Origin of the sequence: Kineosporia succinea (assembly GCF_030811555.1) — a bacterium.
GTDB classification, from domain to species: domain Bacteria; phylum Actinomycetota; class Actinomycetes; order Actinomycetales; family Kineosporiaceae; genus Kineosporia; species Kineosporia succinea.
In genome coordinates this window covers 4953099-4967964 of the sequence record NZ_JAUSQZ010000001.1, presented here as the reverse complement: position 1 = coordinate 4967964, position 14866 = coordinate 4953099, and the positions used below count along the sequence as shown (strand labels likewise).

Annotated in this window: 14 protein-coding genes; 6 read left to right on the top strand and 8 right to left on the bottom strand. The window is 73.2% G+C overall.

The genetic code is table 11. The features are described from left to right. Genes J2S57_RS21585 through J2S57_RS21570 form a run of 4 tightly spaced genes read left to right on the top strand, consistent with a single transcriptional unit; the run spans position 1 to position 4512 of the window. Positions 1-762: a creatininase family protein gene (locus J2S57_RS21585; RefSeq protein WP_307245855.1), complete on the top strand. Its 762-nt coding sequence runs from the start codon at positions 1-3 to the stop codon at positions 760-762. 2 nt (positions 763-764) lie between these two features. Next, positions 765-1397, top strand: coding sequence for a cyclase family protein (locus J2S57_RS21580; protein WP_307245853.1), 633 nt, complete (start codon positions 765-767; stop codon positions 1395-1397). A 7-nt stretch (positions 1398-1404) separates the two neighbouring features. Beyond that, positions 1405-2892 carry a gamma-glutamyltransferase gene (locus J2S57_RS21575; RefSeq protein WP_307245851.1) on the top strand — a complete coding sequence of 496 codons (1488 nt, stop codon included), beginning with the start codon at positions 1405-1407 and terminating at the stop codon, positions 2890-2892. Between the two features lie 42 nt (positions 2893-2934). Further along, on the top strand, positions 2935-4512 hold the full coding sequence (locus J2S57_RS21570) for an amidohydrolase (protein WP_307245849.1): 1578 nt from the start codon (positions 2935-2937) through the stop codon (positions 4510-4512). Positions 4513-4526: 14 nt separating this feature from the next. Here the strand turns inward: J2S57_RS21570 and J2S57_RS21565 are convergent, their stop codons facing one another. Continuing rightward, on the bottom strand, positions 4527-5627 hold the full coding sequence (locus tag J2S57_RS21565) for a dipeptidase (protein WP_307245847.1): 1101 nt from the start codon (positions 5625-5627) through the stop codon (positions 4527-4529). A 105-nt stretch (positions 5628-5732) separates the two neighbouring features. On the opposite strand from J2S57_RS21565, the gene J2S57_RS21560 reads away from it, so the two are divergent. Further along, positions 5733-6803 carry a TauD/TfdA family dioxygenase gene (locus tag J2S57_RS21560; RefSeq protein WP_307245844.1) on the top strand — a complete coding sequence of 357 codons (1071 nt, stop codon included), beginning with the start codon at positions 5733-5735 and terminating at the stop codon, positions 6801-6803. Here J2S57_RS21560 and J2S57_RS21555 read toward each other — a convergent pair. Then, positions 6800-7171 carry a nuclear transport factor 2 family protein gene (locus J2S57_RS21555; protein WP_307245842.1) on the bottom strand — a complete coding sequence of 124 codons (372 nt, stop codon included), beginning with the start codon at positions 7169-7171 and terminating at the stop codon, positions 6800-6802. The two genes, J2S57_RS21560 and J2S57_RS21555, sit on opposite strands and share 4 nt — an antisense overlap. Beyond that, entirely contained in the window at positions 7155-7610 is a 456-nt protein-coding gene (locus J2S57_RS21550; protein ID WP_307245840.1) for a VOC family protein, read from the bottom strand. Before J2S57_RS21550 ends, J2S57_RS21555 begins: the two co-directional genes overlap by 17 nt. A 35-nt stretch (positions 7611-7645) precedes the next feature. Here J2S57_RS21550 and J2S57_RS21545 point away from each other — a divergent pair, with 35 nt between their 5' ends. Beyond that, entirely contained in the window at positions 7646-8674 is a 1029-nt protein-coding gene (locus J2S57_RS21545; RefSeq protein ID WP_307245837.1) for an aldo/keto reductase, read from the top strand. Between the two features lie 23 nt (positions 8675-8697). On the opposite strand, the gene J2S57_RS21540 is transcribed toward J2S57_RS21545, so the two are convergent. Genes J2S57_RS21540 through J2S57_RS21520 form a run of 5 tightly spaced genes read right to left on the bottom strand, consistent with a single transcriptional unit; the run spans position 8698 to position 14660 of the window. Beyond that, positions 8698-9603, bottom strand: coding sequence for an ABC transporter permease (locus J2S57_RS21540; RefSeq protein WP_307245835.1), 906 nt, complete (start codon positions 9601-9603; stop codon positions 8698-8700). Then, positions 9600-10619, bottom strand: coding sequence for an ABC transporter permease (locus J2S57_RS21535; RefSeq protein ID WP_307245833.1), 1020 nt, complete (start codon positions 10617-10619; stop codon positions 9600-9602). Before J2S57_RS21535 ends, J2S57_RS21540 begins: the two co-directional genes overlap by 4 nt. Next, on the bottom strand, positions 10616-12181 hold the full coding sequence (locus J2S57_RS21530; RefSeq protein WP_307245831.1) for an ABC transporter ATP-binding protein: 1566 nt from the start codon (positions 12179-12181) through the stop codon (positions 10616-10618). Before J2S57_RS21530 ends, J2S57_RS21535 begins: the two co-directional genes overlap by 4 nt. Next, positions 12178-13260, bottom strand: coding sequence for a BMP family ABC transporter substrate-binding protein (locus J2S57_RS21525; protein WP_307245829.1), 1083 nt, complete (start codon positions 13258-13260; stop codon positions 12178-12180). The genes J2S57_RS21530 and J2S57_RS21525 overlap by 4 nt, the downstream gene beginning before the upstream one ends. Next, complete coding sequence (locus J2S57_RS21520) at positions 13257-14660, bottom strand: amidohydrolase family protein (protein ID WP_307245826.1); 1404 nt, start codon at positions 14658-14660, stop codon at positions 13257-13259. The genes J2S57_RS21525 and J2S57_RS21520 overlap by 4 nt, the downstream gene beginning before the upstream one ends. Between the last annotated feature and the right edge of the window lie 206 nt (positions 14661-14866).

Here is a 14866-nt window from a genome sequence, read left to right as displayed (position 1 = left end):
GTGAGCAAGCCCCTGTACTGGGAACGTCAGACCTGGCCCGAGGCCGGCGAGACGGTGAAACGCACCGACGCGGTGATCATTCCGGTCGGCGCGGTGGAACAGCACGGCCCGCACCTGCCGCTGGCCGTGGACACGCTGATCGGCACGGCGGTCGCCGAGCAGGTCTCGGCGCGCACCGGGGTGCCGGTGCTGCCGCCGGTCACCTACGGGGTGTCCGGGTCGCACGGCGACTTCCCGGGAACCGTCGCGCTGCGCCCCGAGACACTGATCGCGGTGATGGAGGATCTGATCGACTCGCTGCACGCCAGCGGGGTGCGGCAGTTCGTGCTGCTGAACGGGCACATCTGGAACAACGGCGCGCTCGACGTCACGGCCGAGAAACTCCGGGTGCGGCACCCGGACTCGCGGGTGCGGGCGCTGGGCTACGTCACCATGTACCCGGGCCCGGAGGTCAACGGCCGGGTGCAGTACGGGCGAGGCCTGATGCACGCCAACTTCTTCGAGACCTCGGTGATGCTGCACCTGCACCCCGAGCTCGTGCACATGGACCGCGCCACCTCGCACGTGGACGTGGACTCGTTCTGGGACTACCGCATGGACCAGGTCAGCGACACCGGGGTCTGGGGCCGCGACGTGCACGAGGCCAATGCCGACCACGGCAAGGCCGAGTTCGAGCGCTGCGTGAGGACCACCGCCGAGGCGGTGGCCGGAGCCGTCGCCGAGCCCTGGCCGGACCCGACCCATCGCCCCGGAAAGGCGTGACGATGAAGATCTACGACATCACCCTCCCCATCCACCCGAAGATGCTGCACTGGGGCCGCAAACCCGAGGTCGAGGTGGTCGAGTCGCTGGCCAACGGCGACGCGTCCAACGTGACCCGCTGGCGCCTGGGCGCGCACACCGGCACCCACGTCGACGCCCCGGCCCACTTCGTCGACGGCGCGACGCCGATCGACCAGGTGTCGCTGTACTCGATGATCGGCCCGGCCATCGTCGCGGACTGCACCGGGGTCGAGGGCGAGGTGCTCCCCGAGCACCTGGAGGCGGCAGGCGTCGCCGGGCACCGGCGGGTCCTGCTGAAGACCACGAACTCGGCCGGTCCGCTCAAGGAACCCGAACGGGCGCAGACCTGGGTGGGTGTCGGGCCGGCCGCCTCGCAGTGGCTGGTCGATCACGGCGTCGAGCTGATCGGCACCGACTACATGACCCTCGAGCACCACACCCGCACGGACACCTGGGACTCCCACCACGTCCTCCTGAACGCCGGGGTGCTGATCCTGGAGAACGCGGACCTGGACGAGGTGCCGCCGGGCGAGTACGAATTAGTGTGTCTTCCGGCCAAACTGGTCGATGCCGACGGCGCCTTCACCCGGGCCGTCCTGATCACGAGGGACTGAGACACCGATGGCAGCAGTAGCGATCGCGGCTCCCCATCCCGACGCGGTGTCGGCCGCCCGCGCGGTGGTCGAGGCCGGTGGCGGGGCGGTGGACGCCGCGGTCGCCGCCGCTGCCGCCCTCACCGTCGCCTACCCGCACCAGTGCTCGGTCGGCGGTGACCTGATCGCGCTGGTCCGCCTGCCCTCGGGCGAGGTACGGGCCGTGGTCTCGGCCGGGGCCGCGGCCCAGGGTCTCGACGTGTCCGCGGTGGCCGGGCTCGACCGGATGCCCCCGGGCGGCCCGCTGTCGGTCACGGTCCCGGGTGTGGTGGCGGGCTGGGCGCGGCTCGCCGGGCTGGGTGCCCGGTTGCCGCTCGCCGACCTGCTGGCGCCCGCGATCGGGCTCGCCCGCGAGGGGGTGGCCGTGAGCCCCGGGCTGGCCCGGGGCACGCTCGACCGGCTCGCGGTCGTCCGTTCCGATCCGGGGTTGTCGGCTCTCCTGCTGGACGACGCGTCGGCGCCCCGGGCGGTCGGCTCACCTCTGGTGCAGCCGGCTCTCGCGGACACCCTGACCGAGATCGCCGCCGACTGGCGATCGTTCTACACCGGCCCGCTGGCCACCCGGATCGCCTCCGCGCTGGAGGCTTTCGGCAGCCCCCTGCGGGAGCCCGACCTGGCGGTGCACCGGGCCGAGGTGGGCGAACCGCTGTCGGCGACGGTCGACGGCGTGGTCTGGTCGGTCGCTCCCCCGCCCAGTCAGGGGGCGGCTCTGCTGGCCGTGCTGTCCGCCGCCCCGGGCCAGGAGCTCGGCGCCGCCCGGGCCGCCGAACTGCGCCGCGACGCGCTGCTGGGCGACCCGGCGCGGGGTCCGGTCGACGTGGCCGCCCTGCTGGGCCAGTCGTCCGTCCCGGTCGACGCCCTGCCCACCGGTCCCAAGCCGGCCGGCGACACGGTGGCGGTCACGGCCGTCGGCGCCGACGGCACCGCGGTCACGCTGATCCAGAGCGTGTTCCAGACCTTCGGCTCCGGTTTCCTCGACCCGGCCACCGGAATCGTCTTCCACAACCGGGGTTCGGCCTTCAGCCTCGACCCCGCGCACCCGGGCCGGATCCAGCCCGGGGCCCGCCCACCGCACACGCTGTGCCCGGCGATCGCGGTCTCCGGCGAGACGGTCGTGGCCCTCGGCTGCCAGGGAGGCCGCGCCCAGGCGTGGATCCTGTCGCAGGTGGCGCGCGACGTGGTCACGGCCCCCGACCTGTCGGCGGTGCTCGACCGCCCGCGCTGGGTGATCGGTTCGCGGGACCTCGGAATGCCCTCGCCCACGCTGCTGCTCGAGCCCGCGGTGCCCGGTGCCGAGGCCCTGGCGGCGGCGGCCACCGATCTGGGACTGACCGTGGTCACGTCGGGGAGCAAGCGCGACGACGCCGGTCACGTGCAGGTCAGCCGCCTGGACGCCGGGGGCCTGTCCGCCGCGGCCGACCCCCGCGCCGACGGCCGGGGCGAGGTCCTGACCTGAGCGGGATCGATGCGGGCGCCCTCTCGTTCCGGGAGCCCGGGCATGCCTGACGTCCTCATCACCGGCGACATCCACACCCTCTCCCCGGACCGGGCCCTGCCGGCCCGGGTCGGCGCGATCGGGGTGCGCGACGGGGCGATCGTGTCGTGGGGCACGCCGGGCTGGGTGCGGGCCGAGCTCAGCGCCCGCGTGCGTGAGATCAACCTGCCCGGAACGGTCCTGCCCGGCTTCACCGACAGCCACGTCCACGTGATGTGGGCCGGGAGGCGACGCGACCGCTGCGACCTGACCGGCGTCCGTTCGCTCCAGGCCCTGCAGCAACGGCTCAGCGACTACGCCGACACGCACGACGGCTGGATCGAGGCCGACGCCGCGTTCGAGCCCGTCGACCTGGCCGAGCGGCGCCTGCCCAACCGCTACGACCTCGACCGCGCCTGCCCGGGCCGCTTCGTGGTGCTCGACCGCAAGGGGCACGACGCGATCGTCAGTTCGTCCGTGCTGCGGTGGGCCGGGATCTCCGCCACCACGCCCGATCCGCCCGGCGGCCGCATCCAGCGTGACCGCACCGGCTCCCCCACCGGCGTGCTCGTCGAGCGGGCCGTGGCCCTCGCCCGGAAACCCCGGCCCGACCTGGAGACCCGGATGCGCTGGATCCGGCTGGGCCAGGCCGAGCTGCTGGAGCACGGCATCACCACGGCGATGGACCCGGCCGTCGCGCTCGACGACCTGACCGCCTGGACGCGGGCCGCGCAGGAGGGCTGGCTGCGGCAGCGGGCCGTCGTCATGCCGCTGGGCTCGGACGAGGTCGACCCGCTCGACGTCACCGCCGCCGTCGATGCGATCACCGGCGTCGACCCGCGGCAGCTGCGGGTCGGCCCGACGAAACTCTTTCTCGACGGCGGAGGTTCACTCGGCACGGCCTGGCGGTCGGTGCCGTGGCCGGGCACCGACGACCACGGCAACCGCACGATCACGCTCGAGACCCTGCGCCGGCACTGCACGGCGGAGCTGCGTGGGCGCGGCGTCGGGGTGCACGCGGTGGGTGACGCCGCGGTCGACGCCGTGCTGGATGTACTCGAGGTGCTCAACTGGGCCGGTGAACGTCCCTACCGCGGAACGGGTTTCCACATCATCCACGGCTACCTCTCACCCGGTCGCGCCGCGATGGCCCGGGCCGCGCGACTCGGCGTGGCGCTGTCGGCCCACCCGGCGCTGCAGTGGGCGTTCGGCACCACCCTCATCGACCGGCTCGGCGAGGACGAGGCCGCGCAGGCGAATCCGCTGCGGGCGTGGCTCGACGCCGGCGTGCTCGTGGGCGGCGGCAGCGACGGGCCCGGGCCGCCGCTGCCGCCGCTGTTCGGCATGTGGCAGGCCCGCACCCGCCGGGTGCGCGGCCGGGACACCCCGCTGGGCGAGGCCCAGGCGATCACCCCGGCCGAGGCCCTGGCCCTGTTCACCACCGGCGCCGCCCAGGTCACCGGCCGTGCGGGCCACCTGTTCCCGGGCGGGCCGGCCGACCTGGTGGCACTCGACGTGGATCCGCTGACCTGCGACGACGATGCGCTGCGGGAGGCCCGGGTGCTGGCGACGGTGGTCGACGCCCGGGCGGCGTCCACCTGAGGCCTCCTGCGACCTCAGAGGAAGGTGCCTCCGGACGCGGACAGGAAGGCCTCGTCGGTGGCCTCCAGCACCCGCAACACGTTGCGGCCGGCCAGATCGGCCAGTTCCGGCGCCGTCCAGCCCCGCCGCGCGAGCTCACCGAGCAGCCGCGGATAGGTCGAGACGTCTTCCAGGCCGGTCGGGAACGAGGGCGCGCCGTCGTAGTCGCCACCGAGACCGACGTGGGCGAGCCCCGCGACCGAGCGGACGTGCTCGACGTGGTCGGCCGCCTGCTCGAGCGTCGCGACGGGCCCCGGGCCCTCGGGCATCGTGGCCGAGGTGCCCCACCAGTCCGCGACCTCCTGCGACACGAACCCGGCCACGAACGAGACCATCTGCACGCCACCGTTCCCGGGCAGCCGGGCGATCACGTCGTCGGGCACGTTGCGCGGGTGCGAGGAGAGCGCCGCGCACGAGGAGTGGGAGAAGATCACGGGTGCGGTGGTGAGGTCGAGAGCCTGCCGCATCGTATCGGGCGACACGTGCGAGAGGTCGAGAAGCAGGCCGAGCCGGTTCATCTCCCGGACGTAGTCGGCACCCCGGGCGCTCAGACCGCCGTGCACGGGGGTGTCGGTGGCCGAGTCGGCCCAGCTGGTGCCGGTGACGTGGGTCAGGGTCAGGTAGCGCACGCCGAGACGCGCGAACATCCGCAGCACGGCCGGGGAATCGTTGATCGAGTGGGCGCCCTCGGCCCCGATCAGCGAGGCGACCCGGCCCTCGGCGCGGGCCCTCACGACATCGGCCGCGGTACGGGCGAACACGAAGTGCCCGGGGTGGTCGTCGGTGAGGCGGTGCACGAAGTCGATCTGCTCCAGCGTCGCCTGGACCGCGGCGGCGCCCTCGAGATCGACCGGCACGTAGACCGACCAGAACTGACCGCCGACGCCACCGGCCGCGAGCCGGGGGGCGTCCGTGTGCAGACCGGGGACGTCGCCGTCGAGCCCGTCGGTGGTGTGACCGAACCGCTCGCGCCTCGCCCAGGGCAGGTCGTTGTGCCCGTCGATCACGCCGCAGAGGCCGAGGGCCTCCACGACCACGTCGTCCACCTCAGGATGTGCCTCACGTACGTCGCCCATGACGCGATCATGCCTGATCCTGCTCCCGGACGGCATATTGACGCATTCCGGACGCGATACCTAGCCTGGTCCGGACGCCAACCTCCACCCCGGGGAGCCCGCGCGATGACGAGCACCGCCCTGGAAGCGATCTCCGGCCCGTCCGCCTGGAAGGGGTCCGACCTGGCCGCCTCCACCGAGTGGATCTACGAGCTCGACGCGGCCGAGCGGGCCGACCTGGAGGCGGCCGGGCGCCGGTTCGTGGCCGACGACCCCGACCTGCGCACCGTCACCGCCGCCGACTACCCGCTGCCGGCCTGCACCCGGCTGAACCAGGAGTCGGCCCGCCAGCTCGACGCCGGGCGCGGATTCCTGCTGGTGCGGGGGCTGGACACGCCGGACTACGGCGACGTGCTGGCCGGTGCGATCTTCTTCGTGCTGGGCCTGCACCTCGGCCGGCCGATCGGGCAGAACCAGATGGGCGACCTGCTCGACCACGTGATCGCCACCTCCGACAAGACTCTCGCCGACGCCGACGCGAAACCCTCTCGGGTGCGCGACCGTCTGCCGTTCCACTCCGACTCCTCCGACGTGGTCGCGCTGATGTGCCTGCGCGGCTCGAAGGAGGGCGGGGCGAGCAGCCTGGTCAGCGGCACCACGATCTACAACGAACTGCTGCGCCGGCGCCCGGATCTCGCCCCGTTGCTGCTCGAGCCGTTCCACTGGGACTGGAAGGCGCAGGATCCGGACGCCCCGGCGAACACCTACACCTCCCCCGTCGTCTCGTACGTCGACGGGGTCTTCAGCGTCTACGCGGGCATGTCGATGGTCTTCTCGGCGCAGCGGTTCGCCGAGGTGCCCCGCCTGACGCCCGGGCAGGTCGAGGTGCTGAACCTGTTCGACGAGATCTCGCAGGAGCCGGGTCTGGCCCTGGACATGAACTTCCGGCCCGGCGACGTGCAGTGGCTGCTGAACTACGCCGCCCTGCACTCCCGCACGGCCTACACCGACTTTCCCGAGCCCTCGCGGCGGCGTCATCTGCTGCGGCTCTGGCTGAGGAGGGACGTCGGGCGGCCTCTGGTGCCGGAGTTCGGCAAGCACGTGGTGACGATGGGCGAACCGGCCGGTGGGGTGCTGCCGGGTGGCCGGTTCACCATCGCCGAGGCCGTGCTGCCGAACCTCGCGTGGGGGAACTAGGCTCTGTCCTGGGGCCGGACGGCCGCCGAGTCCCAGTAGTCCACGCGGTGGGCGATCAGGCCGTCGGGGTCCAGGGTGAACACGAAGACACCCCGCACCCGCGCCGAGGGCCGGAACGTCATCACGTAGGGAACGGCGACCCTCGCCCCGTCTTCGATGAAACACTCCGGCTCGTAACGAAGCCCGGCGAAGTCGGCCAGGAAACCCGGCAGCGCCGCCGCGTACGCGGCCCGGCCCCGGCGCGTCACCCCTCCCCGGCTCGTGTGCTCGTTGACGAAACCCTCGCTCACACAGGCGACCGCCGCGTCCACCGTGCCCGTGTTCAGAGCACTCAGGTAGCGCCGCACGACCTCACTCAGCCCGATCACCCCACAGCTTCTGCACCAGCTCGAAGACCTTCTGGTTGTGCGAGATCTCGATGACGTTGCCGTCCGGGTCCTTGAGCGCGCAGATGTAGCCGACCGGGCCGGGCATGTCCCGGGGTTCCCAGTGCAGGCACCCGAGTTCACGGGCCCGCTCGGCCATCGCGTCCACGTCCGCCCGCTCGGGCACCTCGACCCCGATGTGCGCGAACGGGGTGAGCAGGCCCAGCTGCCCACCCCTGTCCTGGTTGAACGAGACCAGCACGAGCACCATCGGGGTCTCGACCTGCTGGGCGTTGGACAGCCAGGCGCTCTCCCCGTTCTCGTCGGAGAACCGCTCGACCACCACCAGCGGGGTCAGCTCCGTGTAGAACTCGACGGCCCGGTCGAGGTTGCCCGTGGGCAGCGCGACGTGGGTCCAGCGGGGCGAGGTCAGGTTGGGCATGACGCATCTCCAGTCGGTCGTGTAAGGATGCTCGGGTGGAGTACCGCACGCTGGGAAGAACCGGCATCGAGGTCAGTGCCCTGGCTCTGGGCACCATGATGTTCGGGGCCTGGGGCAACCCCGACGAGGCGCAGTGCCGGCGCATGGTCGACATCGCGCTCGACGCGGGGGTGAACTTCGTCGACACGGCCGACGTCTACGCGTTCGGCGAGTCCGAGACCTTTCTCGGGCGGGCGCTGGCCGGGCGCCGCGACCACGTCGTGCTGGCCACCAAGGGGCACAACGAGATGCCCGGCGACCCGCTCGACCGCAACCGGCGCGGCAACTCGAGGGTCTGGATCACCCGGGCGGTCGAGGCCAGCCTGCGCCGGCTGGGCACCGATCACCTCGACCTCTACCAGGTGCACCGGCCCGACCCGTCCACCGACATCGACGAGACCCTGGGCGTGCTCAGCGATCTGGTGCGGGCGGGCAAGATCCGGGCGATCGGCACGTCCAGCTTCCCGGCCGAGGCGCTGGTGGAGGCGCAGTGGGTCGCGCACGACCGGCACCGCGAGCGCTTCGGCACCGAGCAGGTGTCGTACTCGATCCTGGCGCGGCACAGCGAGACCGCGGTGCTGCCGACGGCGGCGCGGTTCAATCTGGGCGTGCTGGCCTGGAGCCCGCTCAACGGGGGCTGGCTCACCGGCAAGTACCGGGCGGGGCAGGAACCCTCCGCCGGCTCCCGGGCGCTGCGCGAGCCGGAGCACTTCGACTACGGCGACTTCCCGGTGCGGGAGCAGAAACTGGCCGCGGTGGAACGACTCACGGCGATCGCCGACGAGGCCGGGCTGCCGCTCGTCCGGCTGGCGCTGGGATTCGTGCTGAGTCACCCGGCGGTCACGTCGGCGATCATGGGGCCGCGCACGCCGGAGCAGCTCTCCGCCCAGCTGGGGGCGGCGCCCCTGCCCCACGACGTACTCGACGCCATTGACGACGTGGTGGCCCCGGGCACGCTGATCAACCCGGTCGACGTGGGGTACGTGCCTCCCGCACTCGAGACGCCGTCGCTGCGGCGGCGCTGACCTCACCGCCATAACCGGGGTTTTCACGAAGACCCCCGTTCGAAGGGCTGTCCCAGGGCCCGGGGCTGCCGCGACGAGGCGACGAACACCAGCATGGCCACCAGCGCCAGCAGGTACGGCGCGGCGGCGAGCAGCTGCGAGTTCAGCGTGACCCCGAGGGCGGGCAGCGCCAGGCGCAGCGCGTCGGCCAGCCCGAACAACGCGCAGCCCAGCAGCGTGCGCCCGAGCCGCCAGGCCCCGAAGATCACCGCCGCGATCACGATGTAACCGCGTCCGGCGGTCATGTTCTGGCTGAACGACCCCACCTCGCCCACGGCCAGGTGCGCCCCGCCGAGCCCGGCCATCACCCCGCACCAGAGCATGGCCTGCCGACGCCGCCGGTTCACGTGGATGCCCGTGACGTCGGCGGCCTCCGGGTTCTCGCCCACCGAGCGCAGTTCCAGGCCCCAGCGGCTGCGGGAGACCAGCCACCAGGTCAGCGGCACCAGGCCGAGGAGCAGGTAGACGGGCCAGCGCTCGACGGCCAGCGGGGGCCCGAGCACCGGCAGGTCACGCAGCACCGGCACGCTGACCTGCGTCACCTGGTGCGACGCGAAGTCCGACGAGGCGATCAGGTAGCTGGTCAGGCCGAGGACGAGGGTGTTCAGCGCGAGGCCGACGACGAACGGGTTGACCCGGGCCCGGTGGCTCAGCGTGCCGTGCACCAGCGCGATCAGGGCGCCGGCGGCCACCCCGGCCGCCAGCCCGAGCGTGGCGCTGCCGGTGGCCGACGCGGCCGCGACCGATGCGAACGCCGCCCCGAGCATCATCGCCTCGACGGAGATGTTCAGGCACCCGGCCCGTTCGGCCACGTACTCCCCCAGTGCCGCGAAGGCCAGGGGCGCGGCCAGCCGGACGCCGCTGCTGAGGACGATCTCGATGTCGTTCACGGCTGACGCACCACGAGGGCCAGCACCACCAGCGCCTTGATCACGTCGACCAGGAAGAACGGCACCCCGGTGGCGGACAGGAAGCTGCCGCCCGCCCGCAGCGCGCCGAACCCGAGCGCCACCGGCACGCACGTCCAGGGGTTGCCGCGGGCGACCAGGGCCACGAGCAGGCCGTCCCAGCCGACGCCCGCCGACATCCCGGGCTGCAACCGGTAGGTGCCGATCGGGCTGGCCAGCATGAGTGCCCCCGCGAGTCCCGAGAAGGCCCCGGACACCACCAGGGCCAGCGAGGTGACCCGGGTGACGCGGACCCCGGAGTGCCGCGCGGCGGCCGGGCTGAGACCGGTGAGCGTGAGCCGGAACCCCCAGCGGGTGCGGGCCAGGACGACGGCCGACACAACGGTCAGCGCCAGGGCCAGGACCAGCCCGAGATTGACCACCAGCGAGGGGTATTCACCGAACGAGGGCAGCCGGGCCGGCAACGGCAGCTGGTTCGACTGCGGCGCCACCACCGCCTTGTCCCCCTTCGACTGCTGCAGGAACCAGGCCTGCCCCACCGAGAACGCGACCACCTGCTGGGCCACGAACACCATGAGCAGGGTGCTGACCACGATGTTCACGCCGCGCCAGCGGTGCATGAGCGCGCTCAGCCCGGCCCAGAGCGCGCCGCCCGCCGCCGCGCCGAGCAGCGTCACGACCAGCAGGAGCGGTCCGTCGATCGCCAGCCGCAGGGCGAACCAGGCCCCGGTGAAGCAACCGATGAGGACCTGTCCCTCCTGGCCGATGGTGAAGACCCCGGCGCGCGCGGCCAGGCACGAGCCGACAGCCACCAGGAGCAGGGGTGCGGTGGCGAGCAGGGTGGAGGTGAGGGCCGGTCCGTCGGCCAGGGCCCCCCGGAACACGGCCTCCAGGGCGGAGTCCGGTGAGTGCCCGGTGGCCTGCACGATCAGTGCGGAGAGCAGCAGCACCCCGGCCAGGGCCGGCACGCTGCCGCCCCGCAGGCCCGTGACGTTCACGCCGCCAGGCCCCCGAGCAGCAGGCCCAGGCGCTCGGTGGTGGCCTCGGCCGTGGTCAGCTCCCCGGTGACCCGGCCCCGCGACAGCACCACGATGCGCGAGGCCAGCGCCATCACCTCCTCGAGCTCGGTGGAGACGAGCAGCACGCCCACCCCGTCGCGGGCGGCCCGGCGCAGTCGTTCGTACATCTCCTCGGTCGCGCCGACGTCGAGCCCGTGCGTGGGCCGCGCCGCCACCAGAACCTCCGGCTGCGAGGACAGTTCGCGGGCCAGCACCACGCGTTGCTGGTTGCCGCCCGACAACCGGCGCACCGGCGTGTCGGGAGACGGGGTGACGATGCCGAACTCGTCGATGAGCCGCTGGGCCCGGCGTCGCATGGCCCGGCGGTCGAGCAGGCCGAGCCGGTTGCTGAAGGTGCCGACCGACTTCATCAGCAGGTTGTCGGTGACGCTGAGATCCGGCACCAGGCCGCAGTGATGGCGGTCTTCCGGGATCATGCCGAGGCCGCGGGCCTCCACCGTGCCCCGGTCGGGTGTGAGCAGCCCGGCCAGCACGCGCCCGAGTTCGCTCTGGCCGTTGCCCTCCACCCCGTACACGCCCACGATCTCGCCCGGGGCCACGTCGAGGTCGACGGGCCCGATACCGGGTGCGGTCAGTCCCCTGAGTCGCAGGGCCTGGCCCGGGTTCCGGGGTCGGCTCTCGATGAGGGACGCGGTGGCCGGCCCGACGGTGGACGCGGGGGTCGGGCCGGTGGTCGGCCCGGTGGTCGCTTCGGTGGTCGCTTCGGTGGACGCTTCGGTGGTGGCGCCGGTTGTCGCGCGGGTGGTCGCGCCGGTCAGGAGAGAGACGTCCCGGCCCACCATCTCGCGTGCCAGTTCGGCCGGGCTCGTGGCGGCGGTCGCCGCCCGGAAACGCACCCGGCCCCGGCGCAGCACGGTGACCCGGTCGGTGGCGTCGGTGATCTCGCCCAGCTTGTGGCTGATCAGGACCACCGCCCGGCCCCGGGTGCGCACGAGGGTGCGCAGCACGGCGAAGAGCTCGGCCGACTCGGCCTGGGTGAGCACCGACGTCGGCTCGTCGAGGATCAGCACGGAAGGGTCGCGCCGCAGGCACTTCACCAGTTCCACGCGCTGCCGGAGCCCGGGTGACAGGTCGGCCACCCGGGCGTCCGGATCGACCGGCAGCCCGTAGCCGGACGCCACCCGCTCGACGTCGGCGCGGGCGCGGCGCCGGTCGACGCGGCCGGTGTCGCCGAGCACCACGTTCTCCCAGACGGTCAGCGGCTCGATCAGGCTGAAGTGCTGGTGCACCATGCCCAGGCCGAGGCGGGCGGCCGTCTGCGGATCGTCGATCGCGACCGGCTCACCGCCCAGGGCGACGGTTCCCGCGTCCTTGCGCACCAGCCCGAGCAGGATCCGCATCAGCGTGGACTTGCCGGCTCCGTTCTCACCCAGCAGGCCGTGGATCTCACCGGCGGCGACCGTGAGGTCCACGCCGTCGCAGGCCACCACCGGCCCGAAGCGCTTGCTGATCCCGGAGAGCTCCAGCGCCGGGACGCTCATCCGATCTTCGCCACCTCGGCCACGGCGTCGATCTCGCCGGTGCCGACCCGCTCCACGAAGTCGGCGACCTTCTGCTGCTGCTCGGGCGTGGGGTCGCAGATCTTCACGGTGGGGTACGGGTCGACGCCCATGCGCCAGACCTTCTGCACACCCATCGGCAGCTCCCCCGCGGCGAACCGCTGCAGGGCGGCGGTGAAGTAGTCGCCGGGGCTGAAGATCACCGAGATGTCGAAGGCCGGGGCGGTGGAGTCGCAGCGGTCGGTGCCCGGGGTGAGCACGGCGACGTCGGAGGAGTTCGCCAGCTCGGCGACCGCGTCGGTGGCCCCGCCCAGGTAGGGGTAGGTGACGCCGACGCCCTGGCTGATCTGTGCCTGCGCCGCCTCGCGGCCCTTGGCCGGGTCGTTCGCGTCACCGGTGAAGGTCACGCTCAGGGTGGTGGCGGGGTTCACCAGCTTCAGGCCCGCCTCGAACGCCTTCGCCGCCTCGGTGCTGTAGTCGGCCTCCGGCCCGGCGATGAACCCGGCCTTCGCCGACTTCCTGCCCTCCAGCACCAGGCCGGCCGCGTAGCCGGCCGCCAGCAGGTCTTGCGCCGGGTCGTCGGAGCTCAGGAAGATCTCCGGGGTCTGCTCCACGTTCTCGGAACTCGGCACGTACCAGGCGGTCTCGGAGCACACCGCCTCGGTCGAGGCCGGGATGGCGTCGGACAGCTCGGAGGCCCCCAGCGCGACCAGGTCGACCTTCTGCCGGCACAGGGCCCGGGCCGCGTTCAGCGCGTCGGTCGGGGCGACCCCGCCGCGGCTGATCACCTGCCAGCCCTGCTGTTGCGCGAACGATCCGGCGGCGTCGACGAAGCTCTGGTAGTACCCCTTGTCGTGGATGTCACCCGGGCTGAGCACCCCGACAACGACCTTGCCGTCACCGTTCACGTCCGGTTCCCCCTCCGGCACGGTGCCTTCCGCGGCCACTCCCGGCGTGGGGGCGGGCCCGGCCGCCGCCGTGTCGTCGTTGCTGGCGCAGGCCGTGAGCGAGATCCCGGCGGCCAGTGCCGCGGCCACCAGGCGGAGCGGAACAGTCTTCACGGTGCGACCTTTCGACGAGGGTTCAGTCCGGCCCGGGCCAGCAGCGCGGCCCGACGGCCGGCGGCTTCCTCCCGGAGCACGGCGAGGTCGACGAGCAGAGGACGACGGTCACGGACGACGACCCGGCCGGCCACGACCACGTCGCGGACCGTGTCGGAGACACCGCCCCAGACGATCTGGCGGGCCAGGGCGTCCGGTTCGGGGGCCCGCGGGATCCAGGCCGGGCGAGAGGTGTCGAGCAGCACCAGGTCGGCCTGGTGACCGGGGGCGATCACCCCCAGGTCGGGTGCGCCGATCGCCTCGGCCCCGGCCCGGGTGGCGAGGGCGAGAACGTCGGACGCGCGCAGCGGCGGCTCGGTGCCCCGGTCGCGTTCCAGCCCGGCCAGCAGGCGCGCGGCTCCCAGCACGTCGGGGGCGTCACCGGCGTTGTGCGAGTCGCAGCCCAGCGCCAGACGTCCACCCCGGTGCACGAATTCGGCGTAGCGACCGGCCCTTCCCACCCCCTGACCGAGCCGCAGGTAGGCCCCCGGGCAGGCGGCGAGGGCCGTGCGGGTGCGCAGCAGGGCCTCCAGCTCACCGCTCTCCAGCCAGACCCCGTGCGCGATGATGAGCCGCTCGCCGAGGGCCCCGATCCGGTCGAGGTGCTCCACCGGGCGCACGCCGTGGCGCCGCAGGAACGCCGCCGGGTCGTCCGGGCCGGGCGAAAGGTGCCAGGTGACCTGGGTGTTCAGTTCTTCGGCGAGCTTCACCGCGCCCCGGAACAGCTCGTCCCCGGCCAGGTCGTGCCCGACCAGGGTGACCCATCCGGTGACCGGGCCACCCCCGGCGTTCACCGCGGCGACGCTCTCGCGCTGGGCGGCCAGCACCTCACCGGCCGCCGCCGCGAACGGCAGGCCCGGCGTGTCCCAGCCCCAGCCACCCACCCGGGCGCGGATGCCCGCGTTCCGCAGCCCGGCGGCGACCCGCAGCGGGTGCGCGACCGTGCCCGGATCGAGCACGGTGGTCACGCCGCGGGTGAGGCAGTCGACGGCGGTGACGGTGGCCGACAGCTCGTCGTCGTCGCCGTCGACGTGCTGGTGCAGGGGTACCGCCCACGCGTAAATGGCCTCCGGCGAGGGAATGTCGTCGGGAATCAGGCTGCGCACGAGGGGGTCGACCGTGGTGTGCTGATGCGCGTCGACGAGGCCGGGGATGACGACCGTGCCGCTCGCGTCGAGCTCGGTGGCGCCGGGGAAGGATTCACGCAGCTGCGCGGCCGGGCCCAGCGCGGCGATCGTGCTGCCGCTGACGGCGACGCTGGTGCCGGGCAGCAGCGGCTGCGCCGGATCCATCGTGACCACGTCGCCACCCGTCACGAGCAGGGCGGGGACCACCTCGCGGGACGCGCCGACGGCTGGCATAGCGACATGTTTGCCCCGGTATGTCCAGGTGTCAACGCTGCATCACCAGTCGTGACGTGACGTAACCGGCCCGAAGCATTTCGCGGTTCCCGGACCACCGATCGAAATTGTCGGTGAACCGCCTTGTTTCAGACCCCTCGCGTGCTTATGGTGTCGGCGGCACGCGGGCGGGGCCCGGTGGCGCGGCCGGGGAACACCGCGCACCG